Here is a 23,764-nt window from a genome sequence, read left to right as displayed (position 1 = left end):
TGTGCCGCCGGTTCAGGCGCTGCGCAGGCCGAGCAGCCGGGTGAGCGCGATTGCAGCGAGCGGCAGTACCAGGCCGATCACCGTCACCGTGACGAGCAGCGTGCCGAGTTCGCTGTAGTCGGCCGGGGTGGTGATCGCGCCGGTGGCGGCGTCCTTCACCTGGCGGCTGACGGTGTAGATCTGGTTGAGGTACTTGGTGCCGAGCTGGGCGGCCGACAGCGCGAGGTTGGTGAAGGAGGCCATCACGGCGAAGTAGGTCGCCTTCAGGTGCGGCGGTGCGGAGTTTGCGATCCACGCCAGCATCGGCACCATCGACACCTGTCCGAGCGGGGATTCCAGCGCGGTGTTGGCGATGGCGATGAAGCGTGCATCGACCATGCCGCCGGTCACGCCCGCAGTCCAGTGGTGCAGGCCGTGGAACATGCCGATGATGGGCAGCGACAGCAGCGTGGTGGCGATGGTCAGGAACAGGACGATCCGGGCGATCGACTTCTCCGCCATGAAGCGCCGGAACAGGAACAGCCCGGCCAGCGTCAGGCCGCTGGTGATGAGGTCGAGCCGCGACAGGAAGGACTGGTCGAAGCCGAGTTCGTCGATCATCCACCAGCTCGCGCCCGCGCCCGGGCCGGGCAGCGCGCGGAAGACGAAGATGACGATGATGGTGCCGAGCAGCATGCGGCGCGCATCGGGCGCCAGTTCCCGCACCAGCCGCACGATCATGAAGCCGATGATGGTGAACGAACCGGCGAAGATCAGTTCCTGGCCGTATTCGGCGCCCGACAGGCCGATGGCGAGCGTGAGCGCGACGAAGACCGCGCTGCCGCCCAGGATCCACCAGTTGGGGGTGGTCTTTTCTTCCGGTTCGTGCAGCAGGCGGTCGATCTCGGCGCGGTCGCGCCCCAGTGCGGCAAGCCGGCGGGCCTCGCGCCGCTTCAGCACGCCGGCCAGCAGCACGCCGCTGACCGACAGCAGCGGGATCACCAGCGCGAATTCGTAGATGCGCAGGTAGATCGCCACCTTCTGCGCCTCGGCGAGCGCTTCCGCGCCCTGGAACATCACCACGTTGGCGAGCGCGACCAGCACCGTGCCGCCGATGATGGCGACGCGGCCCAGCATCTGCATGGTCGTGTGCATCAGCCGCACCGCTTCGTCGGGCAGCGGCTCGCCGTGTGCGTCCAGGCGCGGCACGGCTTCGACCGTCATCGCGTCGGCCACCGCGTCCTGCATCACGTAGCCGACCGGCGACAGCAGCACGGACAGCACGAACCACGCCTCGACCGGCATGACCGCGCGCATGGCCTGCGGCTGGCCGATGAGGCCGATCATGATCGCCAGGCTCGCCGCGATCAGCGCCGCGCCCAGATACACGAGGCCGGCCTTGTGCCGCCACAGCAGGTCGACGAGGTGGCCGATCGGCATCTTCAGCGCCCACGGGATGCCGGCCCAGAAGCCGAGTGCGGCGAGGAAGGCGGCCGACAGGCCGAGGTAGTCCTTGACGAAGAAGGTGCCGACGATGCCGGTGAGGCCGGACACCCCGGCGGCGCAGTACACCATCAGCGGCGGCAGGTAGGACAGGCGCAGCTCGCGGCCGAGTTCGAGGATGTTGCGGTCGATCCAGCGGTGGAGGGCATTTTGCTTTTGCATTTGGTGTCCTCGTTGGTGGGCCGGGGGCGGGATGCGGGTCCGGCGAGTTGCCGCGCGGGGGCGTGCGGCCGGCAGTGGTGTCGGTGGTCTCAGCGGCCGAACAGGCGTTCCATCCAGGGCATGATCCACGGCAGTGACAGCGCGGTGACGAGGCCGTTCAGCCCCATCGCCAGCGCGGCGAAGGCGCCTGCCTGCTCGCCGATCTGGAAGGCGCGCGCGGTGCCGATGCCGTGGGAGGCGAGCCCGATGGCGAAGCCGCGCACCGCTGGGTCGTCGATGCGCAGCCAGCGGTACAGGTAGCGGGCGCCGATCGCGCCCAGGATGCCGGTGCTGATCACCAGCACCGCGGTCAGCGAGGGCAGGCCGCCGAGCCGTTCCGCGACCGCCATCGCGATCGGCGTGGTCACGCTCTTGGGCGCGAGCGACATCAGCGACTCGCGGCTGGCGCCGAGCAGGGCGCCGATTCCCCACGCCGACAGCGACGCGGTCAGGGAGCCGGCGACCAGTGCGATCCCCAGCGGTGCCGCCATCGCCTTCAGGCGCGGCCACTGCGCGTACAGCGGGATCGCCAGCGCCACCGTCGCCGGGCCGAGCAGGAAGTGCACGAACTGGGCGCCGTCGAAATAGGTCTGGTAGGGCATGCCGGTGAGCAGCAGCACGCCGGCGAGCATGGCGACCGCGAGCAGCACCGGGTTGGCGAGCGGATGGAAGCCGGCGCGGCGATAGGCCAGGAAGGCGGCCTGGTAGGCGAGGAGCGTGAGCGTGAGGCCGAGCAGCGGCGTCGCCGACAGATAGACCCAGATCTCGTCCAGGCGCGGCGTCATTGCCGTGCTCCGCCGGCCGAAGACGGGCGCTGCCGCGTGAGAGCGCGCAGCACCACGGCGGTGACGGCGATCGCCAGCGCGGTGCTGGCGACCAGTGCCGCCAGCAGGGGCAGCCATTCGGTCGCGAGGCGGTCGCCGTAGAGCACGATGCCGGTGCCTGCCGGCACGAACAGCAGCGAGAGATGCTGCAGCAGCGTGCCCGCCGTCTGGCGCAGGTCCTCGCCCGGCCCGCCGCGGATCAGCAGCGCGAGGAACAGCAGCGCCATGCCGATGACGGGGCCTGGCACCGGCAGCGACAGGGCGCGGGCGATGACTTCGCCGAGCAACTGGAAGACGAGCAGCACGGTCAGGGCGGCGATCATGGTCGGGCTCCGGGTGGACGGTTTGGAAGGCGGACGTATCGGGGCTGCCGCTGCGGGGAGGGCGCAGCGCCGCTCACAGCAGCGCGTGGCCGGCCATGCGCACGGCGATGCCGAGCGCGGCGCCCAGGGCAGCCGGTTTCCAGACCGCGGCGACGCGCCGGCCGGCGGAGATCAGCACCGCGACGCCGCCCACGTCCAGCGGGTGGATCAGGAAGCCGGCATTGGCGTTCAGCATCGCCACGCTGGCGCTGCCGTTCTTCAGCATGTCTTCCATGACGCCCATCATCGCGGTGCCGCCGGCGATCGCCTTGGTCAGCGTCAGCAGCACCATGGCCGGATGGATGTCCAGCGCGGCGAGCAGCGGCGTGAGCGCCCCGGTCAGCGCGTCGATGGCGCCGCTCGCGCGCAGCGCCATCACCACCACCAGCGCGAGCACCAGCATCGGGATCGCGCCGACCGAGATCTTGAAGGCTTCCGCGCCGGCCCGGTTGATGACGTCGAGCACGCCCTTGGCATCGTCGGCGACGCGGTGCTGCAGGGTTTCGTCCAGCGGGCCTTCGGCCGACGACAGGCTGCGGCCGAAGCCGTGATAGGTCGCGGCAGCCGCGACGAGCCCGCCGACCAGGGACAGCAGCAGCGCGGGGCCGAAGGCCAGCCCCATCGCCGCCATCGGAAAGGTGACGTTGGCCTGCGCCATGGCCATCACCATCGCCAGCGTCGCCGCGAGGTGGCGGTCGGAGGCGCCGCGGCTTTCCATCATGGTGAGCGTCGCGACCGGTGCGGCGAAGCTGACGAAGTTGATCTGCAGCGCGGCAAACACGCCGAGCCCGGTCAGTCCGGCCGGACGCAGCAGCGGAGCGAGGCGCGCAACGACCCAGTCGAGCGCGCCGCGCGCCTCGAGCAGGCGCATCAGAGCAAGCATCACCACCATGATGGGCAGCAGCACGAACAGGGCGAGCTCGACCGCCGAGCGGCCGGCCTGCAAGGTGGTCTGGGTCAGGAGGTCCATCGGGATCGGAAGGCTTGCGATTGTTGCGATGCCGGATGTTAAGCGCGGTGCCGTTCGCCGTCGATTGCGGATCGCCTCAGGCGCGGCCGAAGACCCGCACGCCCAGCAGCACGCCGATCGTCAGCAGGACGATGCCCGCCATCTCGGCGGGGCCCGGCCAGCGCTGATGCCAGACGAAGGCATACAGCAGTGCCGAGAGCGTCTCGAAGACGATGAGCTGGCCGACCAGCGCGGCGGGCAGGCGGGCGCTGGCGTGGTTCCACAACAGCGTGCCGAGCCAGGATGCGGCCAGCCCGAGGGCGAGCATCATGCCCACGAACAGGGCGGGCCGCGGGCCGAACGGCCAGCCGAAGCCGGCGCCGGGCGCGGCCGTCACGCCGTCCCAAAGCGCATAGCCGAGCGCGGCCAGCAAGGCCAGCGGCAGCGTGGCGAGCCCCTGGGCGGTGGCCCAGGCGCGCGACAGGCCGGCGTCGCGCGCGCGCAGCCAGCGGCCGTTGCGGATCGGATACCAGGTCCAGCACGCCAGCGCACACGCGGCGGAGGCGATGCCGAGCAGGTAGCCGGCGCCGTCGGGATCGTCGGCGCCGGCCCGCCCGGTGGTGTCGGCATGCACCAATAGCAGGCCGCCCAGCATCGCCGCCAGCGGCAGTGCGAGCCGGCGCCAGGGCACGCCGCCGGCTGCGGTACGCCGGTCGACCAGGTTGGCGCAGACGGCGATCACGACTGGCAGCGTGCCGATGATCAGCGTGGGCAAGGGCGCGCCAGCCAACTGGATGGCGGTGGACAGCGTGGTGTAGTAGAGCAGGTTGCCGATCGCGGCCAGCTTGAACGCCTCTATCCAGTCGGCACGGCCGAGCCTGGCCAGCGTGTGGCGGTCGAACCAGGCCAGGCCGAGCGCAAGCACGCCGAACGCGGCATAGCGGCCGATCGACAGCATCAGTCCGGGATAGTCGTCCAGCACCAGGGGGGTGACGAACACCAGCCCCCACAGCAGGCCGGCGCCGAGCGCGCAGAGCAGTCCGGAGATCATCGGGGCCGGGCGGTGGGGCTGGTCGTCGAAAGGGTCATGGGTGGCGGCCGGCCGGGGGCGGGAACGGGACGTGGCGGGGCATGGGCGACAAAAAACGGCGCCCGCGGGCGCCGTTCCGGATTCTACGCGCAGCGCACGGGCCGCGGCGCATCACTCCATCGCTTCGTACAGCGGCAGCGTCAGGAACTCCGGGAAATCCTCGGTCAGCGACATCTTCTCGAAGATGGCGGCGGCCTGGTCGTAGGTCGCGGTGTTCTCGCCCTGCGCGCTGACGGTGGCCTTCACCTTGGCCAGTTCCTCGGGGATCAGCGCGCGGACCCAGTCGGCGGTGACCTTGCGGCCGTCGTCGAGGATGCCCTTCGGCGACACGACCCACTGCCAGATCTGCGAGCGCGAGATCTCGGCGGTGGCGGCGTCTTCCATCAGGTTGTGGATGGGCACGCAGCCGTTGCCGGCGAGCCAGCTGCCGAGGTAGTGGATGCCGACGTTGATGTTGTTGCGCACGCCGGTCTCGGTGATCGGCTGCTCGGGCTGGAAGTTCAGCCAGTCCTTCGGGCCGAAGCGGCCTTCGACCTGCTTGTCCCACTGGTTCGGGCGGTCGCCGAGCACCTTGACGAACTCTTCCATCGCGATCGGCACCAGGCCGGGGTGCGCCACCCAGCCGCCGTCGTAGCCGTCGTTGGCGTCGCGCGTCTTGTCGTGGCGGATGCCGGCCAGCGCCTTTTCGTTGGCGACCGGGTCGCCCTTGATCGGGATCAGCGCGCTCATGCCGCCCATCGCCGGGGCGCCGCGCTTGTGGCACGCCTGCACCAGCGCCAGCGCGTAGCTGCGCATGAAGGGCACTTCCATCGTGATCGAGCCGCGGTTGGCGAGACAGAAGTTCTTGTTCTTCTTGAACTTCTTGATGCACGAGAAGATGTAGTCCCAGCGCCCGGCGTTGAGCCCGGCGGAGTGCTCGCGCAGTTCGTACAGGATCTCTTCCATCTCGAAGGTGGCGAGGACGGTCTCCACCAGCACGGTGGCCTTGATCGTGCCGCGCGGCAGGCCGATCTCGTCCTGCGCCATGCAGAAGATGTCGTTCCACAGGCGGGCTTCGAGGTGCGACTCCATCTTCGGCAGGTAGAAGAAGGGGCCGGCGCCGCGGGCGATCTGTTCCTTGGCGTTGTGGAAGAAGAACAGCGCGAAGTCGAAGATGCCGCCGGACACGCGCTGGCCGTCGATCAGCACGTGCTTCTCGTCGAGGTGCCAGCCGCGCGGGCGCACCTGCAGCGTGGCGATCGTGTCGTTCAGGCGGTATTCCTTGCCGGCTTCGTTCGTGTAGCCGATCTGGCGGCGGACGGCGTCGTGGATGTTCACCTGGCCCTGGATCTGGTTGTACCAGTTCGGGCTGTTGGAGTCCTCGAAGTCGGTCATGTAGGAATCGGCGCCCGAGTTGAAGGCGTTGATGATCATCTTGCGCTCGACCGGGCCGGTGATCTCCACGCGGCGGCATTCCAGCGCCTTGGGCAGCGGCGCGATCTTCCAGTCGCCTTCGCGGATGTGCCGGGTCTCGGGCAGGAAATCGGGCATCTCGCCGGCGTCGATGCGCGCCTGGCGGGCGACGCGCGCCTTCAGCAGTTCCTGGCGGCGGGGTTCGAAGGTGCGGTGCAGCTTGGCGACCAGTGCCAGCGCGTCGCGGGTCAGGATCTGGTCGAAGCGGGGCGACAGCGGGGCGTTGATCTGCATGCCCTGGGGCAGGTCGAGGCTCATGGGAATTCCTTGTGCGTTCGAGTGGGTCGTTGTTTGGGGAAAGGCTGTGGCGTGGTGTGGAAACGGATGCGAAAAGAATGCGAAAGGGGCTGGTCGGATCGAAGGGGCGGTCAGGGTGCCTTGGCGCAGTAATGGGCGGTCAGCAGGGGGCGGTCAGCGGTCTTCCGACCGCGATGATGCAGCGCCGCAGCCATACCGGCGGGATGCGGCGCGCCAGCGTTGCGCCCACGTAGCCGCCCAGCGTCGCCGTGGCGAGCATGATCGGTGCGTGCGGCCACGACACCGCGCTGGCGACGACGAAAGTGCCGACGGTGACACTGTAGATTACTGCCGACAGCCGGTTTTTCAATGCATTGATCTCATGCACGTCCTCGACGCCCTGCATGGCCGGCGCCGCGATCAGCGGGATGCCCAGGCCGCCGCCGGCGACCGGATTCACCGCGCCCGCCGCGAAGGCGGCGATGCCGATGAGTACGATCTGGAAGAAGTCCATGCCGGCCATGTCGTGTCTGTCGGATGTGGGCGAGCCTTGTGTTCGGGCTCTACCGCGCTGCAGTGTATGCGAGTCTTATATAAAACAACAGATCAGGTATGATCAATTCGGTTTTTACTTTTTGTCAAAAATGGACCAGCTCAAGCAGATCGAAAGCTTCGTCGCAGTTGCTATTCGCGGCAGCCTGTCCGCCGCCGCGCGCGCCGAAGGAGTGACGCCGGCGGTCATCGGCCGGCGGCTCGATGCCCTCGAACGGCGGCTCGGCGTCCGCCTGCTGCTGCGCACCACCCGCAGCGTCACGCTGACCTTCGAGGGCAGCGCCTTCTTCGAGGACTGCCAGCGCATCCTCAACGACCTGTCGAACGCGGAGGCGGCGGTCAGCCTGGGCAGCGTGAAGGCGAGCGGCCATCTGCGCATCTCCGCGCCCGCGGGCTTCGGCAGGCGGCACGTCGCGCCGCTGGTGAGGGCGTTCCTCGATGCCCATCCCGAGGTGAATTGCACGCTGGATCTGAGCGACCGCCTGGTGGACCTCGTCAACGAAGGCATCGATTGCGCGATCCGCATCGGCGAACTGGGGGATTCCAGCCTGGTATCGGTGCGGCTGGCCGAGAACCGGCGCGTGGTCGTCGCCAGCCCGGACTATCTCGGCCGCCGCGGCGTGCCGACCACGCCGGCCGAACTCGCCGGGCATGTCTGCCTGTCTCTGGGCCAGCAGCGCGGCTGGCAGTTTCGCGATGCCACCGGGGAACTGGTCACGGTGAAGGTCGGCGGGCGCTTCGAATGCAATGACGGCGCGGTGCTGCACGAGTGGGCACTGGCCGGCCATGGCCTGGCGTGGCGCTCGCTGTGGGAGGTGGACGGCGATCTGCGCGCAGGGCGGCTGGTGTCGGTGCTGGACGATTTCGCCGCGCCGTCCAACGGCATCCACGCGGTCTTTCCGCAACGGCGCAATCTCGCCCTGAGGGTGCGTCTGTTCATCGACTTCCTGCGCAGCCATTACGGCGATCCGGCCTACTGGGCGCAGAAGTGAACCCGCTTCAGGGTCTTGTCATGTGGATGGTTGAAACTGTTTCAGCCCTCGGGTATAGTGCGCGTCCTTTGCTGCTGTAGCTCAGTCGGTAGAGCAACTGATTCGTAATCAGTAGGTCACCAGTTCGATTCCGGTCAGCAGCACCAGAACTCCGACGCGGGGTGGAGCAGTCCGGTAGCTCGTCGGGCTCATAACCCGAAGGTCGCAGGTTCAAATCCTGTCCCCGCAACCAAACGGCAAGAAAGCCCGGTCCGCAAGGCCGGGCTTTCTTGCATCTGCGCCGCCGGTGCCTCATGCGCACCGCTCTTGCGTGCCCCACCGTTGCATGCCCCCTTTCCACCGGTTTGCCGTCGCAGGGCCTGGACGGGCTGTGCGGATGCCGGTTGAGTTTGCTCTCCGGTCGCCTACATTTCGACTACGAGGCCGACGCGCGCTCGACCGACGCGGCCGACCAGCGGGCGCGCGGATACGATGCCTGCCACCCGAAGGGGTTGTCGCCAGAACTGTGAATGGCAGCTCCGTCCACCGTAGAGGATTCCGAGATGAAGACGTCCCTCGTGCTGACACTCATCGGACGCGACCGGCCCGGGCTGGTCAGCGCCCTCGCGGCGCGGGCGAGCGCGGCCGGCGCGAACTGGATGGAGAGCCGGCTGGCGCAACTGGCCGGCCAGTTTGCCGGCGTCGTGCGCCTCGAGGTGGAGGAGGGCGACGCCGCCCGGCTCGAAGCCGCGCTGCGCGGGCTGGAGGCCGAGGGGCTGCGCCTCGCCATCGAGCACGCCGCCGCCGCGGGCGCGGCCGGGGCGCGGCGGATGGTGCGGCTCGGGCTCGTGGGCCACGATCGCCCCGGCATCGTGCGCGACATCTCGGCCGTGCTCGCGCGCCATGGCGTCAGCATCGAGGAACTCGAGACGGCCTGCGAAAGCGCGCCGATGTCGAGCGAACCCCTGTTCAGGGCGGATGCCCTCCTCGACGTGCCGGCCTCGGTGTCGCTCGAGGCCGTGCGTGGCGACCTGGAGGCGCTGGCCAACGAACTGATGGTGGACCTGAGCCTCGACGAGCGCGGGTAGCAGCGCCTTTCCGCCTGCGGCGCGGGTGCGGGTGAATCGGGCGGGTGCTGGTTGCCATGGGCGGCCTGCGCGCTGCATCGAAGCGAAGAAATCCGGCAGCGGTGGTTTTGGTTGACGTTTACGTTAACTGCAAATATGTTCGCGCCTTGGTGTTCGCCGCAGGAGGCGGACAGGGAGAGAGGAGTTGCGTTGATGAAGATCGAAGACGGCATATTCGTGGTGACGGGCGGCGGATCGGGGCTGGGTGCGGCCACGGCCCGCATGCTGGTGGAAGGAGGCGGCCGGGTGGTGCTGGCCGACGTGAATCGCGAGGCCGGCGAGGCGACCGCGGCCGAGCTGGGCGAGGCGGCGGTCTTCGTCGCTACCGACGTCACCGACGAGGCGAGCGCGAAGGCGGCGATCGACAGTGCGGTGTCGCGCTTTGGCGGGCTGAACGGCCTGGTGAGCTGCGCCGGCGTCGCGCCCGCGGAGAAAGTGGCCGGCCGTGATGGCCCGCATCGGCTGGAATCCTTCGCGCGCACGGTGAACATCAACCTCGTCGGCACCTTCAACATGCTGCGGCTGGCCGCCGACGTGATGAGCAAGGCCGCCCCCGATGCGGGCGGCGAGCGCGGGGTGATCGTCAATACCGCCTCGGTCGCGGCCTTCGACGGGCAGGTGGGGCAGGCCGGATACGCCGCATCGAAGGCAGGGGTCGTCGGCCTGACCCTGCCGGTGGCACGCGAGCTGGCCCGCTTCGGCATCCGCGTGATGACCATCGCGCCGGGCATCATGGAAACGCCGATGCTGATGGGCATGCCGCAGGACGTGCAGGACTCGCTGGGCAAGACGGTGCCTTTCCCGTCGCGCATGGGCAAACCGGCGGAATTCGCCGCGCTGGTGCGGCACATCCTGGAGAACGGCTACCTCAACGGCGAGGTGATCCGCCTCGACGGCGCGATCCGCATGGCCGCCAAGTAAGACGCCGCGCCGCCTCGCACGGCGGTGCGGTGCGGCCTGCGCCCGCTTGCCGCAGGGATGCTGCGGTGCAATGGCCGGCGTGGCGGAAATGTGCTAAAAGACCGCATCCTTTCTGACCGCCCCGGATGGCTGGGCCATCCGGGGCGGCTGCCTATCGTCGTCGATGAACACAGCCGACCTGCCGCCCGCCCAAGCCGTCGATTCCGTCCGCGACGAGACGGCGACCGACACCGATTGCTATCACTGCGGGCTGCCGATCCCGCCCGACACCCGCCACTACGTACGCATCGACGGCCGCGACCGCCGCATGTGCTGCATCGGCTGCGAGGCGGTGGCGCAGTCCATCGTCGATAACGGCCTGGCGGACTACTACCGCCATCGCGACGCGATGCCCGAGACGCGGCGCGAGGCGATGCCGGTGGAACTGCAGGAACTCGGCCTGTTCGACCATCCCGATTTCCAGAAGAGTTTCGTGCGCCCGGTGGGCGAGCACGAGCGCGAGGCTTCGCTGATCCTCGAGGGCATCACCTGCGCCGCCTGCGTGTGGCTCAACGAGCAGCACGTGGCGCGCCAGCCCGGCGTGTCGGCGGTCCAGATCAACTACGCCACGCGCCGCGCCCGCGTGCGCTGGGACGAGCGCCGCATCAAGCTGTCGGACATCCTGGCGGCGGTCCAGGCGATCGGGTATCGGGCGTATCCCTACGATGCCGAGCGGTCCGAACAGATCGCGCACAGGGAACGGCGCTCGATGCTGTGGCGGGTGTTCGTCGCCGGCTTCGGCATGATGCAGGTCATGATGTACGCCTTCCCGGTATATGTGGCGGGCGAGGGCGACATGACCTGGGACATCGAGCTGCTGCTGCGCTGGGCGAGCCTGCTGCTCACCCTGCCGGTGGTGCTGTACTCGGCCGCCCCCTTTTTCCAGCGCGCCTGGCGCGACGTCAAGCTGCGCCACCTGGGCATGGACGTGCCGGTGGCGCTCGGCGTGGGCAGCGCCTTCCTCGCCAGCCTGTGGGCGACGCTCACCCACGGGCCGGAGGTGTATTTCGACTCGGTCACGATGTTCGTGTTCTTCCTGCTCGGCGGCCGTTACCTGGAGATGGTCGCGCGCCAGCGGGCGGTGCGCGGCGTGGAGGAACTCGGCAAGGTGCTGCCGGCCTTCGCCGAGCGCCTCGCCGCATGGCCGGCGCAGGAGGGCGAACGCGTGCCGGTGTCGCAACTGGCGTCCGGCGACGTGCTGCGCGTGCGGCCGGGCGAAACCGTTGCCGCCGATGGCGTGGTGATCGCCGGCACGGGCGAGGTCAACGAGGCGCTGCTGACGGGCGAGAGCCGTCCTGTGCCGAAAACCGTGGGCGCGGCCCTGACCGGCGGCAGCATCAACGTTTCGAGCCCGCTGGTGTTCCGTGTCGAGCAGGTCGGCGACGCGACGCGGCTCGCCGCGATCCGGCGGCTGATGGAGCGCGCGGCCGGCGACAAACCGCGGGTGGCCGCCGTGGCCGACCGGGTCGCGGCGGTCTTCATCGTCGTGTTGCTGGTGCTTGCGGGCCTGACCGGCATCGCCTGGTATTTCATCGATCCGCAGCGTGCGCTGTGGGTCTTCGTGTCGGTGCTGGTCGTCGCCTGCCCCTGTGCGCTGTCGCTGGCGATGCCCACCGCGCTGACCGTGGCGACCGACGCGCTGGCGCGGATCGGCGTACTGGTGACGCGGGGGCATGCCATCGAGACGCTCGCGCGAACCAATCATGTGGTGCTCGACAAGACGGGGACGCTGACCTACGGGCGCATGAAACTGCAGGAAGTGAAACCGCTCGGCGAACTGTCGGCGGAGGAGGCGCTGGCGCTGGCGGCCTCGATCGAGCAGGGATCGGAGCATCCGGTTGCCGCCGGCCTGCGCGAGGCTGCGGCGGGGCTGGCGTTGCCGGCGGTGCATGGCCTGCGTGCGGTGACCGGGCAGGGGATGGAAGGCGAGATCGACGGCCGCGCGATGTGGATCGGCCGGCCAGGCTTCGTGGCCGCGCAGGCGCAGGCGGCGCTGCCCGGCGAACTGGCCGGATTCGAAGAGCGCGGCGGCACCGTGGTGGCGCTGGGCACGCGGGGCGGCTGGCTGGCGCTGTTTCGCCTCGCCGACCTGCCGCGCGCCGAAGCCGCCTCGTTCGTGGCACGGTTGGCGGCGGACGGTATCGACACGACGGTCCTGTCCGGCGATTCACCGGCCGTGGTGGGCGCGGTCGCAGGCGGGCTGGGAATCGCCGACGCGCACGGCGGCCTGACGCCGCAGGACAAGCAGGCGTACATCGCCGCGCTGCAGCGGGAGCCGTCGGCCGTCGTGGCGATGGTGGGCGACGGCGTCAACGATGCACCGGTGCTCGCGCAGGCCCATGTGTCGGTCGCGATGGGCGGCGGCACCGACCTCGCCCGCAACCAGGCCGACATCGTCCTGCTGAACGAAGACCTGGGCAGCCTCGGCCGCGGCATCGCGGTGTCGCGCAGGACGCTGCGCATCATCCGCCAGAACCTGTGGTGGTCGTTCGCCTACAACTTCACGTCGGTGCCCCTGGCCATGGCCGGCCTGGTGACGCCGTGGATGGCGGGCATCGGCATGGCGGCCAGTTCGCTGCTGGTGGTGCTCAACGCGATGCGCCTGCAGGGCGCGCGCTGAAGGACGGACATGGAAAGCCTCTATCTGCTGATCCCGGTGTCGGTGATCCTGGTCTTCATCATCGGCGCGCTGTTCTGGTGGTCGCTGCGCAGCGGGCAGTACGACGATCTCGAAGGGCCTGCCTATCGCCTGCTCCTGGACGACCGGGACGAGTTCCCTTCCGCCGGAACGAAGCGGGATGGCGGCGCGCAGCGCGCCGAGGACGAAAAGCCATGATCGGGCGCCATCGCGATGCCCGGTGTCATGCAAGGTCCGTTGACCTAGGTCAATACTCCCCTCCGGCAGATGCGCATAATTCAACCGTGGTTCCGGTTCTGCCAGGTGCCAGTCGCTGGCGGACAGAGCCGGGAACGTTTGTCTCTCTGTTGGGGTTGGGGGTGCGTGCATAACGCACCCTTTTTTTTCGCCCGTCGAACGGCTGCGATCGATGCTGCATGCATGCGATTCCGCGGCCGGCATGCCTGGGGCGCCCGTCGGCGCAGCATCGTTTCGTCTTCTTGCTTCCGCCTGCTGACGCGGTGCAATACAATGTTGATCTGTATCAAATTGTGGGCCCGACCCCGCGGTATCCTTGCGGCGTTTTGCGCTGCAGGCATGTCTTGCGGCCTGGGGGCGTTACTCCAAAACGTTTTCTTTCGTAGAGGTGACTCACATGCAATCGCAAGCGACTTATAACTATAAAGTCGTGCGCCAGTTCGCCATCATGACGGTGGTGTGGGGCATCGTGGGCATGCTGGTCGGCGTCATCGCCGCGGCACAGCTCGTATGGCCCGAACTGAACGCGCATGAATTCCTGCATTTCGGCAGGCTTCGTCCGCTGCACACCAACGCGGTGATCTTCGCCTTCGGCGGCTGTGCGTTGTTCGCGACGTCCTATTACGTCGTCCAGCGTACCTGCCATACCCGGCTGTTCGCGCCGGCCCTGGCCTCCTTCACTTTCTGGGGCTGGCAACTCGTCATCGTGCTGGCTGCGATCACCCTGCCGCTGGGCTACACCCAGGGCAAGGAATACGCCGAGCTCGAATGGCCGATCGACATCCTGATCGCCGTCGTGTGGGTCTCCTACGCGATCGTGTTCTTCGGCACCGTGGCCAAGCGCACGGTGTCGCACATCTACGTCGCCAACTGGTTCTACGGCGCTTTCATCCTCGCCGTCGCCCTGCTGCACATCGTCAATAGCGCGGCGATTCCGGTGTCGTTCTCCAGCATGAAGTCCTACTCGGCCTATGCCGGCGTGCAGGACGCCATGGTCCAGTGGTGGTACGGCCACAACGCGGTGGGCTTCTTCCTGACCGCCGGCTTCCTGGGCATGATGTACTACTTCGTGCCGAAGCAGGCCGAGCGTCCGGTGTATTCCTATCGCCTGTCGGTGGTCCACTTCTGGGCGCTGATCTTCACCTACATGTGGGCAGGCCCGCACCACCTGCACTACACCGCGCTGCCCGACTGGACGCAGTCCGTCGGCATGGTCTTCTCGCTGATCCTGCTGGCGCCGTCCTGGGGCGGCATGATCAACGGCATCATGACCCTGTCGGGTGCCTGGCACAAACTGCGCACCGATCCGATCCTGAAGTTCCTGATCACCTCGCTGTCCTTCTACGGCATGTCGACCTTCGAAGGCCCGATGATGTCGGTGAAGACCGTCAATGCGCTGTCGCACTACACCGACTGGACCGTGGGTCACGTGCATTCCGGCGCGCTGGGCTGGGTCGCGATGGTGTCGATCGGCTCCATCTACTTCCTGTTGCCGCGCATGTACGGCAAGACCGAGATGTACAGCACCAAGCTGGTCAATGCCCACTTCTGGATCGCTACCATCGGCGTCGTGCTCTACATCGCCTCGATGTGGATCGCCGGCGTGATGCAGGGACTGATGTGGCGCGCCACCAACCCGGACGGCACGCTGACCTACTCCTTCGTCGAGAGCGTGAAGGCGAGCTACCCGTTCTGGACGATCCGCTTCATCGGTGGCGTCCTGTTCCTGAGCGGCATGCTCCTCATGTTCTACAACATGCTGAAGACCATGGCGGGTGAGAAGGCTTACAACGCGCCGGTGCTCGCGCCTGCGGCCGCTCACTGACAACCGGAGAAAAACAAGATGGCCCAATCGAAGCACGAAAAGATCGAGAGCAACGTCTTCCTGCTGATCGTCCTCACGCTGCTGACCATCAGCGTGGGCGGTCTGCTGGAAATCGTGCCGCTGTTCTTCCAGCATTCGACCACCACGCCGATCGACAACGACGGCAATCAGTTGCCGGTGAAGCCTTACGATCCGGTACGCCTCGTCGGTCGCGACATCTACATCCGCGAAGGCTGCTACAACTGCCATTCGCAGATGATCCGCCCGTTCCGGGCCGAAACCGAACGCTATGGCCACTATTCGGTGGCGGGCGAGTTCATCTACGACCACCCGTTCCAGTGGGGCTCGAAGCGTACGGGCCCCGACCTGGCCCGCGTGGGCGGCCGCTATTCGGATGAATGGCACCGCGTGCATCTGCTCAATCCGCGCGACGTCGTTCCGGAATCGAACATGCCCGCCTTCCCATGGCTGAACCGTCCGGTCAAGGCCGACGACATCCAGGACCGCATGCGCGCGCTGAACAAGGTCGGCCTGCACAAGTACAGCGACGAGGAGATCGCCGCCGCACCGGCAGCCCTGACCGGCAAGACCGAGCTTGATGCCGTCGTCGCCTATCTGCAGGGCATGGGCCGTGCGCTGCAAAACGTGAAGTAAGGAGAGGTCGAGCCGTGGACATCAACGACTTCCGAAGCATCATCACGGTACTGGGGCTGCTGTCTTTCCTGGGTATCTGCGCCTGGGCCTATAGCCGGCATGCCAAGGATGGGTTCGATGAAGCGGCGCGCCTGCCCCTGAACGAAGACGATCTGCCGGCCGGCGTCGGCCGGCGAGAACAAGAAGGAAGACAAAATGGCTGACTTTATCAGCGGTTTCTGGAACGTGTATGTGATGGCGATCGTCGCCCTCAGCCTCCTGTTCTGCGTGTTCGTACTGGTGTCGAACATGACGAAGCGGGAGGCGGGGGCGGTCCAGTTGCATGGCCACGTTTGGGACGAGACGCTTGCCGAGTACAACAATCCGCTGCCGCGCTGGTGGATGTATCTGTTCTGGATCACGATCGGCTTCGCCATCGTGTATCTGTCCATCTATCCCGGCTTCGGCACGACCAACCAGGGTCGCGGCGCGCGTGCCCAGTACGAGGCGGAAATGAAGGCGGCCAACGAGAAATACGGTCCGATCTTCGCCAAGTACAAGGACATGGATCTTGCTGCGGTCGCGGCCGATCCCGAAGCGAAGGCCATGGGCCAGCGCATGTTCCTGACCTACTGTGCCCAGTGCCACGGTTCGGCCGCCCAGGGGGCGAAGGGCTTCCCGAACCTGACGGACGAAGAATGGCAGTGGGGCGGCGACCCGGCGACCATCAAGACCACCATCCTCGGTGGCCGGATGGGGGTCATGCCGCCGTTCGGGCCCGCACTGGGTGCCGAAGGCGTGAAGGACGTCGCCAACTACGTGCGTTCGCTGTCGGGCCTGGCGCACGATTCCCTGCGCGCGCAGCGCGGCAGCGATCTGTTCCAGCAGAACTGCGTGGCGTGCCACGGCGCCGATGCCAAGGGCAACGTCGCCATGGGGGCTCCGAACCTGACGAACAAGTCGTGGTTGTACGGATCGTCCGAGGCCACGATCATCGAAACGATCACCAACGGCCGCAACAACCAGATGCCGCAGTTCGGCGAGTTCCTGGGTGAGGACAAGGTCCATCTGCTGGCTGCCTACGTGGTCGGCCTGAGCAAGAAGTAAGCACGTCTTGCCCCGGAGGATTTCCTCCGGGGCATCTCGCTGAAATAAAATTAGTATCCACTAATAAAACGATCATGAGAGACGCTTCCCCCAAGCCGGCTGCCGGGCGGGATGCCGCGGCCGAGCAAGAAGAAGTCCTTTATGCGCCGCGCCGCAAGCTCTACGTGCGGGCGGTCACCGGTATCTTCGCCAAGTGGCGCTGGGCCTTGGTGTGGCTCACGCAGCTCGTCTTTTACGGCCTGCCCTGGTTGACCTGGAACGACCGGCAGGCCGTTCTGTTTCATCTGACCGAACGCAAGTTCTACATCTTCGGCTGGGTTTTCTGGCCGCAGGATGTCTTCTTCCTCGCGATCCTGCTCATCATCTCCGCCTATGCGCTGTTTTTCTTCACTGCGGTGGCCGGGCGGCTGTGGTGCGGCTACGCCTGTCCGCAGACGGTCTACACCGAGATCTTCATGTGGATCGAGCAGAAGATCGAAGGCGACCACAACAAGCGCCAGAAGCTCGAGCAGGCGCCGATGAGCGGCCGCAAGCTGGCCCTCCGCAGTGCCAAGTACGGCGCGTGGGCGCTGCTCTCGCTGTGGACGGGCTTCACCTTCGTCGCCTACTTCTCGCCGCTCAAGGAACTGCTGCATTCGGTGACGAACTTCGGCTTCGGCCCCTGGGAGCTGTTCTGGATCCTCTTCTATGGCAGCTTCACCTATCTGTTCGCCGGCGTCATGCGCGAGCAAGTGTGCAAGTACATGTGTCCCTACGCCCGCTTCCAGAGCGTGATGTTCGACGCCGACACGCTGGTCATCACCTATGACGAGGAACGCGGCGAACCGCGCGGCACCCGCAAGAAGGGGCTCGATCCGAGGAGCGTGGGCAAGGGCGATTGCATCGATTGCGGCATCTGCGTCCAGGTATGCCCGACGGGGATCGACATCCGCAAGGGTCTGCAGTACGAATGCATCGGCTGTGCGGCCTGTATCGACGCCTGTGACGAAGTCATGGACAAGATGAACTACCCGCGCGGGCTGATCCGCTATTCCACCGAGAATGCGCTCAGGCAGCATTGGGGCACGAAGGACATCGTCGCCCATGTGCTGCGTCCGCGCACGCTGCTGTATGGTGCCGTTCTGGCACTGGTGTGCATCGGCTTCGTGTGGGGGCTGGCCACGCGCGAAACGCTGCGGGTGGACGTGATCCGTGACCGCGCCTCGCTCGCCCGCGAGGTGGAGGACGGCATGATCGAGAACGTCTACCGGCTGCAGGTCATGAACATGACCGAAACCGCGCGTGCCTTCAGCCTCGCCGTATCGGGCCTGGAGGGTGCGAAGATCGATGGGGAGAGCGAGGTGAAGGTCGGCCCGGCCGCCACCGAAGCCGTCACGCTGAGGGTTCTCGTTCCCTACGACTCCGGCAAGCCGGGGGCCAACGAGATCGCCTTCGATGTGAAGGCCGGGGATGATCCGTCCCTGACGGTGCATGAGAAGACCACGTTCCTGTTCCCACGCTGATGGATGAGTACGACATTGACCGATCGAAACAACGTCCGCTGGTACCGCCAGGGATGGCCCTGGTTCCTGATTGCACTGCCCGCCATTGCGGTCATCGCCGGCCTCATCACCCTGGTGATCGCGATCAGGACGTGGGATGGCCTGGTGGTCGATGATTACTACAAGGAAGGGCGTGCCATCGTACAGACCATCGGCCGCACGGAACGGGCGCGGGAACTCGGGCTTTCGGCGCGGGTGAAGATCCGGAGCGATGCACTGCGGATCGAACTCGCCGCGCGCGATGCCGCCAGTCTGCCGGACAAGCTGATCGTGACGGTCTCGCATCCGACGCGCGCGGGCCTCGACCAGGTGCTGACCCTGAGCGGTGCCAACGGGGTGTTCGAGGGCGGGATGACCGCCCTCGGCGCCGGCCGCTGGTTGTTCCAGTTAGAAGACGAGTCCCGCAGTTGGCGCATGAACGGGACCGCATACCTCCCGACAGAGACGGAAATCCGGATGGACCCATCCGTTTCTTGACCCGTCGACCCTGTAAAGGAGGTGTACCATGGCCCTGAAAGAACTCTTCAGTACCGATATCGGGCTGCTCAGCCTATTCACCATCGGTTTCGTCATCGTGATGGCAGCGTATATCTATCGCTTCGCAAAACGCCATATCGCCGAAGACGAACGTAACGCGAAACTGGGCCATTAGGTCGAACCGGTCACGGCAAAGGAGGAAGACGAGATGCGCAAGTGGATTCTGGTGTTGTGGCCGTCCTTCCTTGTCGCAGCGCTGGCGGAGGCCATCTTCTTTACCGTGATCGATCCGCAGGAGCTGTATCTGTTCGGCCAGCCGGTGTACTACAGCCCGCTGACGACGTATTCGATCGGCTTTCTCGGTTTCTGGCTGGTGTGCGCTGCATCCAGCCTGACGACCATCTTCCTGCAACGTCCGGCGCAGGAACTCAATCGGCCCAGCCATCCGCACTGAAAAAGAACGGCCCGCCGAGGCGGGCCGTTCGTTCGGATGCGCACGCCACGCCTGTGGCGTCGGCGATCAGCGGTAGACCAGGACCGGCGTCTTGCTGTGTGTCAGCACCTTCTGCGTCTCGCTGCCAAGCAGCAGCCCGGCGATGCCGCGCCGTCCATGCGACGCCATGAAGATCAGGTCGCAGCCATGGCGGTCGGCCGCATCGATGATGGCCTCGTAAGGCACCTCGTTGACCACCGTGTCGGTGTCCGCCGACACGCCTTCGGCGTCTGCCACGCTCTTTGCGCGCTGCAGGATCTGCTCGGCTTCCGCGGCGGACGCCTTGGCGAATTGTTCCGGCGTCGTCGGGTCGATCAGCGCGCCTTCACCATAGATCGGCATCGGGAAATCGGGCTGCGCATAGAAGAAGGTGACGCGTGCGCCAGCTTCCTTCGCGAACGACACCGCACGTGCGACCGTGCCCTCCGACAGCGCGGAACCGTCCGTCGGCACGAGGAAATGTTTGAACATCGCGGGGCTCCCTTGCTAGTGTGATCGACGACTCATTATAGCCAGCCAAGGCGGGATGGGCGGTTTGACGGCCGTCAAACGAATACCGCTTGAGGCGGCCAACGACACACGCGCAGGGAGGCGACGGAATGGAGCTGAACTTCTACGGGGCCGCAGGCGAAGTGACGGGGTCGTGCACCCTCGTCAGGCACGAGGCCGGTTGTTTCCTGGTCGATTGCGGGCTGTTCCAGGGCGGGCGCAACGCCGCGCTCCGCAACGTGCGCGCGCTGGATTTCGACCTGCACGCGATCGACTTCGTGTTGCTGACGCATGCACATCTCGACCATTCCGGCCTGCTGCCGCGGCTCGTGGCGCTCGGTTACAAAGGGCCGATCTATGCGACGCGGGCGACGGTGGACCTGCTCGGCGTGATGCTGCTCGATTCCGCCCACATCCAGGAGAAGGAGGCGGAGTGGGCCAACCGCCACGATCGCGCGCGGCACGCCAGGCGCGGCTGGGACGTGGCTCCGCTGTACACGGTGGAGCAGGCGCGGCTCAGCCTTTCGCACCTGCGCGCGATCGACTACGAGCAGGGCTTCGAGCCGTACAAGGGGATCCGCTGCCGCTTCCGCGACGCCGGGCACATCCTCGGTTCGTCCTTCATCGAGGTCGACGTGGCGGCGCGCGGCGCCGTGCGCCGGATCGTCTTCAGCGGCGATCTCGGCCAGCCGCTGCGGCCCGTGCTGCGCGATCCGGAGATCGTCGACCATGCCGACATCCTGTGCATCGAATCGACCTATGGCGACCGCGCGCACCGACCGATGGCGCAGACCATGGACGAGCTGACGCGCGCGCTGCAACAGACGCTCACGCGCGACGGCGGCAACGTCATCATTCCGGCCTTCGCGGTGGGGCGCACGCAGGAGTTGCTGTTCGTGCTGGCGGACCTCGTGCGCACAGGGCGCATCGACAGGCTGCGGGTCGTGGTCGATTCGCCGATGGCGTCGGCGGTGACGGCGCTGACGGTGAAGCACGAAGAGTTGTGGGATGCCGAAACGCGCGAACTCTACCGCTGGGTCCAGCACAACACCGACCGCTTCAGCGTGCGCTTCGTCGAGGATGTGGAGGAGTCGATCGCGTTGAACGATTGCCGCGGCGGTCTGGTGATCGTGTCGGCATCGGGCATGTGCGAAGCCGGCCGCATCAAGCACCACCTGCGCTACAACCTGGATCGCCGCGAGTGTGCGGTCGTCATCGTCGGCTTCCAGGCGGCCGGCACGCTCGGCCGGCGGCTGGTCGATGGGGCCCGCCATGTCACGCTTTTCGGCGAACGCATCCCGGTCCGTGCGCGCGTACATACGATAGGCGGCTTGTCGGCCCATGCCGATCAGCCGGCGCTGCTCGCATGGCTGCGCCATCTGCGCCTGCCGCCGCACAGGGTTTTCATCGTGCATGGCGAAATGGCGGCGGCCACCGCATTCTCCAACGCCATACAGTCCGCTCTCGACTGGCCGGCACCGGTCATTCCGGAGCCGGGCAGGGCGTACGAATTCCGCTGAGCCGCGCAGGCCAGGGACGGCGCGGCACCGATCCGTGCCCTCCTGCCGGGGCGGATGCGCCTCTCAGGCCCACAGATTGGGCACGACGCTGCTGGCGTAGCCGGAAACGAAGGATTTCGCGGCGCCGCTGTCCGGATCGAACACATGGCGCTGCACGCGCCCGATGTTCAGGCCATAGACATGGATGCTGACCGATGGCTGGTCGGCCAGGTCGTTGGCCACCTGGTGCACGTCGCCGATGGATGGCGACACCGCTGCGGTCTGGCCGGGCAGCAGCAGGCGGGTGTCGGTCGCCCGGAAGCTGCCGTCGGCCTGCCGCTCGTACGCGGTTTCGCGCTCGCGCCCGCGCAGACAGCCGACCAGCCCCCAGGTCAGGTGATCGTGCACCGGCGTGCGCTGGCCCGGTCCCCAGACGAAGCTGACGATGGAAAAGCGGTCCAGCGGATCGGCGTACAGCAGGTACTGCTGGTAGTACTGCGGATGCGGCTGCGCGAAGGCGTCCGGCAGCCAGTCGTCGACCGCGACCAGCCCGGCCAGCCGTTCGCGGCCGCGCGCCAGGATGCGCGCTTCGTCCGATTCGCCGGCGAGCAGGCGGGTGATGTCCTGCACGAATTCAAGCAGTTTGCGGCTCATGCGCGCCTCCAGTGGCGGGTTCCGGGCCGGACGCGCGTCTCGCGGCGCATGGCAGGTGTCGAACGATGTCCCTTCATTCCGGTTTCCTCACTGCTCGTAGCCCGGACTGTGCCGCTCGACCTTGCGGCGGATCGCCTCCCAGTTCAGGCGGTCCGTCTTGCGGCGCTGCTCGTCGCCATCGTCGCCATCGCCGCCGCCGGGCCGGGGCGCGCCGGGGGCGGTTTGCCGGCGTACTTCTTCCTGCGCCGCTTCGGGCGCGATCAGCACGCCGTCGCGTCCGGCGCTCAGTGCGCGGATCTGCGCGGTGGCGGCCTTTTCCAGTCCGTAGATACGCGTCCAGGCCTCGCCCACGGTGCGGCCCAGTGCCAGCGTGCCGTGATTGCGCAGCAGCAGCAGGTTCTTGTCGCCGAGGTCGGCCACCAGCCGTTCACGTTCGTCGAGATTGAGGGCGATGCCTTCGTAATCGTGATAGGCCAGCCGCGGAACGATGGCCAGCGCGCGCTGGTTCAGCGGCAGCAGGCCGTCCTTCTGCGAGGACAGCGCCATGCCGTCGTCGCTGTGGAAGTGGGCGATGAACTGCGCATCCTCGCGCGCCGCGTGGATCGCCGAATGGATCACGAAGCCGGCGTAGTTGATGCCGTACTCGCCCTCGTCGAGGATGTTGCCGTCGAGGTCGATCTTGACCAGGCTGGAGGCGGTGACCTCCTCGAACCACAGGCCCATCGGATTGAGCAGGAAATGATGTTCCGGGCCCGGAATGCGGGCCGATATGTGGGTGTAGAGAAAGTCGTCCCAGCCGTAGAGTGCGGCCAGCCGGTACAGCGCGGCCAGTTCCACGCGCCGCTGCCATTCCTCGGCGCTGACCCGGCTCTTGGCCGATAGCTTCGGCGCATTCATTCGGCATCGCTCCGGGAAAGGACGGTACGGTGCTGGCCGTGGCCGGACTGGGTTTGTCTGGGCGCTGTCATGGGGTGCGACTCCTTGCGAAACGGATGGCGGTTGGACATGCCGAAATGGCATTCTGTGCATGTTAATTCTCCAATAACATTCTTTTTATGAATAATGTTGATATAGATATGTGCGGATGCCGTTCGCTACAGGAACTGTTCGGCGCCGACGAGCCCGATCTTGGTGAGCTGGTTGCGCTGTATCGCGGCCATGACGGCGGCGACGGTGTCGTACTGCACGGCGCGGTCGGGCCGCACGTGCAACTCGGGCTGCACGGCCTGCGCGGCGGCCGCGGCCAGACGCGGTTCGAGCGCGGCGAGGCCGGCGACGGTCTCGCCGTTCCACAGGATGGCGCCGTCGGCCTCGATGTGGATGCGGACCACCTCGGGTTCGACCAGCGGCGGCGGGGGATTGCCCTGCGGCAGGTTGAGTTCGACCGAGTGCAACTGGATGGGGATGGTGACGATGAGCATGATGAGCAGCACCAGCATCACGTCGATGAGCGGGGTGGTGTTGATGTCGATCATCACCTCGGGATCGCCCGAGGCGGACGGGCTGCCGACGTTCATGGCCATGGGGCTCTCCTGGGTTCAGCCGCGCGGCGGCGGTTCGGTGATGAAGCCGATCTTCTGGATGCCGGCGCGCTGGCAGGCGAGCACCACGCGGCCGACATGCTCGTAAGGCGCGCCGCCGTCGCCGCGGATCTGCACCTCGGGCTGGGGCTGGGCGACGGCGACGGTCTTCAGGCGCTCGACCAGCGCGTCCTGCGCGAGGGCCTCCTGGTTCCAGAACACCTTGCCGTCGCGGGTGACGGCGAGGTTGATGTTCTCCGGCTTGGTCTGGCGCGGCTGGTTGATCTCCTTGGGCAGGGCCACCGGCACCGTGTGGGTGGCCACGGGGATGGTGATGAGGAAGATGATGAGTAGCACCAGCATCACATCGACCAGCGGCGTGGTGTTGATGGCCGAGATGACGCCTTCGTCCTCCTCGGCCTGTCCGACGTTGATGCCCATGGA

The 23,764-nt window shown here is 67.0% G+C and carries 26 protein-coding genes and 2 tRNA genes; 16 read left to right on the top strand and 12 right to left on the bottom strand.

Annotation, left to right across the window (positions count from 1 at the left end; translation table 11 throughout):
* Window positions 1-12: 12 nt before the first annotated feature.
* From CCZ27_RS12960 to CCZ27_RS12930, 7 genes are all read right to left on the bottom strand, one after another.
* Window positions 13-1,644, bottom strand: coding sequence for an MFS transporter (locus CCZ27_RS12960; protein WP_096448781.1), 1,632 nt, complete (start codon window positions 1,642-1,644; stop codon window positions 13-15).
* 89 nt (window positions 1,645-1,733) lie between these two features.
* Window positions 1,734-2,468 carry an LrgB family protein gene (locus CCZ27_RS12955; protein ID WP_096448779.1) on the bottom strand — a complete coding sequence of 245 codons (735 nt, stop codon included), beginning with the start codon at window positions 2,466-2,468 and terminating at the stop codon, window positions 1,734-1,736.
* Window positions 2,465-2,830, bottom strand: a complete 366-nt coding sequence (locus tag CCZ27_RS12950; protein WP_096448776.1) for a CidA/LrgA family protein — start codon at window positions 2,828-2,830, stop codon at window positions 2,465-2,467. Before CCZ27_RS12950 ends, CCZ27_RS12955 begins: the two co-directional genes overlap by 4 nt.
* Before the next feature lie 73 nt (window positions 2,831-2,903).
* Window positions 2,904-3,839, bottom strand: a complete 936-nt coding sequence (locus CCZ27_RS12945) for a nucleoside recognition domain-containing protein (RefSeq protein WP_096448774.1) — start codon at window positions 3,837-3,839, stop codon at window positions 2,904-2,906.
* 76 nt (window positions 3,840-3,915) lie between these two features.
* Window positions 3,916-4,869, bottom strand: a complete 954-nt coding sequence (locus tag CCZ27_RS12940; protein WP_096448772.1) for a DMT family transporter — start codon at window positions 4,867-4,869, stop codon at window positions 3,916-3,918.
* Between the two features lie 150 nt (window positions 4,870-5,019).
* Window positions 5,020-6,618, bottom strand: a complete 1,599-nt coding sequence (aceB, locus tag CCZ27_RS12935) for a malate synthase A (protein WP_096448770.1) — start codon at window positions 6,616-6,618, stop codon at window positions 5,020-5,022.
* 139 nt (window positions 6,619-6,757) lie between these two features.
* Window positions 6,758-7,111 carry a TSUP family transporter gene (locus CCZ27_RS12930; RefSeq protein ID WP_385960858.1) on the bottom strand — a complete coding sequence of 118 codons (354 nt, stop codon included), beginning with the start codon at window positions 7,109-7,111 and terminating at the stop codon, window positions 6,758-6,760.
* 130 nt (window positions 7,112-7,241) lie between these two features.
* Between CCZ27_RS12930 and CCZ27_RS12925 the strand changes: the two genes are divergently transcribed.
* The 15 genes from CCZ27_RS12925 (at window position 7,242) to CCZ27_RS12855 (ending at window position 19,119) form a co-directional block, all read left to right on the top strand.
* Entirely contained in the window at window positions 7,242-8,141 is a 900-nt protein-coding gene (locus CCZ27_RS12925; protein ID WP_096448766.1) for a LysR family transcriptional regulator, read from the top strand.
* 70 nt (window positions 8,142-8,211) lie between these two features.
* Window positions 8,212-8,287, top strand: a tRNA-Thr gene (locus CCZ27_RS12920).
* 9 nt (window positions 8,288-8,296) lie between these two features.
* A tRNA-Met gene (locus CCZ27_RS12915) sits at window positions 8,297-8,373 on the top strand.
* A gap of 310 nt (window positions 8,374-8,683) precedes the next feature.
* Window positions 8,684-9,208, top strand: a complete 525-nt coding sequence (locus tag CCZ27_RS12910) for a glycine cleavage system transcriptional repressor (RefSeq protein WP_096448764.1) — start codon at window positions 8,684-8,686, stop codon at window positions 9,206-9,208.
* 192 nt (window positions 9,209-9,400) lie between these two features.
* The gene (locus CCZ27_RS12905) at window positions 9,401-10,168 is read left to right on the top strand and encodes a 3-hydroxyacyl-CoA dehydrogenase (protein WP_096448762.1); all 768 of its coding nucleotides are present in this window, start codon (window positions 9,401-9,403) and stop codon (window positions 10,166-10,168) included.
* Between the two features lie 163 nt (window positions 10,169-10,331).
* Window positions 10,332-12,827, top strand: a complete 2,496-nt coding sequence (locus tag CCZ27_RS12900) for a heavy metal translocating P-type ATPase (RefSeq protein WP_096448760.1) — start codon at window positions 10,332-10,334, stop codon at window positions 12,825-12,827.
* Window positions 12,828-12,836: 9 nt separating this feature from the next.
* Window positions 12,837-13,043: a cbb3-type cytochrome oxidase assembly protein CcoS gene (gene ccoS / locus CCZ27_RS12895; RefSeq protein ID WP_096448758.1), complete on the top strand. Its 207-nt coding sequence runs from the start codon at window positions 12,837-12,839 to the stop codon at window positions 13,041-13,043.
* 436 nt (window positions 13,044-13,479) lie between these two features.
* The gene (gene ccoN, locus CCZ27_RS12890) at window positions 13,480-14,907 is read left to right on the top strand and encodes a cytochrome-c oxidase, cbb3-type subunit I (RefSeq protein ID WP_096448756.1); all 1,428 of its coding nucleotides are present in this window, start codon (window positions 13,480-13,482) and stop codon (window positions 14,905-14,907) included.
* A gap of 18 nt (window positions 14,908-14,925) precedes the next feature.
* Entirely contained in the window at window positions 14,926-15,561 is a 636-nt protein-coding gene (gene ccoO / locus CCZ27_RS12885) for a cytochrome-c oxidase, cbb3-type subunit II (protein ID WP_096448754.1), read from the top strand.
* Between the two features lie 14 nt (window positions 15,562-15,575).
* Complete coding sequence (locus CCZ27_RS12880) at window positions 15,576-15,764, top strand: cbb3-type cytochrome oxidase subunit 3 (protein WP_096448752.1); 189 nt, start codon at window positions 15,576-15,578, stop codon at window positions 15,762-15,764.
* The gene (ccoP, locus tag CCZ27_RS12875; RefSeq protein ID WP_096448750.1) at window positions 15,757-16,647 is read left to right on the top strand and encodes a cytochrome-c oxidase, cbb3-type subunit III; all 891 of its coding nucleotides are present in this window, start codon (window positions 15,757-15,759) and stop codon (window positions 16,645-16,647) included. The genes CCZ27_RS12880 and ccoP overlap by 8 nt, the downstream gene beginning before the upstream one ends.
* Before the next feature lie 74 nt (window positions 16,648-16,721).
* A complete protein-coding gene (ccoG, locus tag CCZ27_RS12870; protein ID WP_096448748.1) occupies window positions 16,722-18,149 on the top strand; it encodes a cytochrome c oxidase accessory protein CcoG in 1,428 nt (475 codons plus the stop codon).
* Window positions 18,150-18,152: 3 nt separating this feature from the next.
* Window positions 18,153-18,665, top strand: coding sequence for a FixH family protein (locus CCZ27_RS12865; RefSeq protein WP_096448746.1), 513 nt, complete (start codon window positions 18,153-18,155; stop codon window positions 18,663-18,665).
* Window positions 18,666-18,693: 28 nt separating this feature from the next.
* Window positions 18,694-18,840, top strand: coding sequence for a DUF3149 domain-containing protein (locus CCZ27_RS12860; RefSeq protein ID WP_096448744.1), 147 nt, complete (start codon window positions 18,694-18,696; stop codon window positions 18,838-18,840).
* A 33-nt stretch (window positions 18,841-18,873) separates the two neighbouring features.
* Window positions 18,874-19,119, top strand: a complete 246-nt coding sequence (locus CCZ27_RS12855; RefSeq protein ID WP_096448742.1) for a hypothetical protein — start codon at window positions 18,874-18,876, stop codon at window positions 19,117-19,119.
* A 66-nt stretch (window positions 19,120-19,185) separates the two neighbouring features.
* Here CCZ27_RS12855 and CCZ27_RS12850 read toward each other — a convergent pair whose 3' ends face one another.
* Entirely contained in the window at window positions 19,186-19,629 is a 444-nt protein-coding gene (locus CCZ27_RS12850; protein WP_096448740.1) for a universal stress protein, read from the bottom strand.
* Window positions 19,630-19,757: 128 nt separating this feature from the next.
* Between CCZ27_RS12850 and CCZ27_RS12845 the strand changes: the two genes are divergently transcribed.
* The gene (locus tag CCZ27_RS12845) at window positions 19,758-21,167 is read left to right on the top strand and encodes an MBL fold metallo-hydrolase RNA specificity domain-containing protein (RefSeq protein ID WP_096448738.1); all 1,410 of its coding nucleotides are present in this window, start codon (window positions 19,758-19,760) and stop codon (window positions 21,165-21,167) included.
* Window positions 21,168-21,230: 63 nt separating this feature from the next.
* On the opposite strand, the gene CCZ27_RS12840 is transcribed toward CCZ27_RS12845, so the two are convergent.
* The 4 genes from CCZ27_RS12840 to CCZ27_RS12825 all read right to left on the bottom strand — a co-directional run bounded on the left by CCZ27_RS12840 (window position 21,231) and on the right by CCZ27_RS12825 (window position 23,761).
* Window positions 21,231-21,800, bottom strand: a complete 570-nt coding sequence (locus CCZ27_RS12840) for a cysteine dioxygenase family protein (RefSeq protein WP_096448736.1) — start codon at window positions 21,798-21,800, stop codon at window positions 21,231-21,233.
* Between the two features lie 87 nt (window positions 21,801-21,887).
* Window positions 21,888-22,697 carry a class II aldolase/adducin family protein gene (locus CCZ27_RS12835; RefSeq protein WP_096448734.1) on the bottom strand — a complete coding sequence of 270 codons (810 nt, stop codon included), beginning with the start codon at window positions 22,695-22,697 and terminating at the stop codon, window positions 21,888-21,890.
* A gap of 197 nt (window positions 22,698-22,894) precedes the next feature.
* Complete coding sequence (locus CCZ27_RS12830) at window positions 22,895-23,323, bottom strand: ExbD/TolR family protein (RefSeq protein ID WP_096448732.1); 429 nt, start codon at window positions 23,321-23,323, stop codon at window positions 22,895-22,897.
* 15 nt (window positions 23,324-23,338) lie between these two features.
* Complete coding sequence (locus tag CCZ27_RS12825) at window positions 23,339-23,761, bottom strand: ExbD/TolR family protein (RefSeq protein WP_096445567.1); 423 nt, start codon at window positions 23,759-23,761, stop codon at window positions 23,339-23,341.
* Window positions 23,762-23,764 lie beyond the last annotated feature (3 nt).

The organism is Thauera sp. K11, assembly GCF_002354895.1.
Taxonomy (GTDB): Bacteria; Pseudomonadota; Gammaproteobacteria; order Burkholderiales; family Rhodocyclaceae; genus Thauera; species Thauera sinica.
This window is presented reverse-complemented; position numbering and strand designations above follow the sequence as displayed.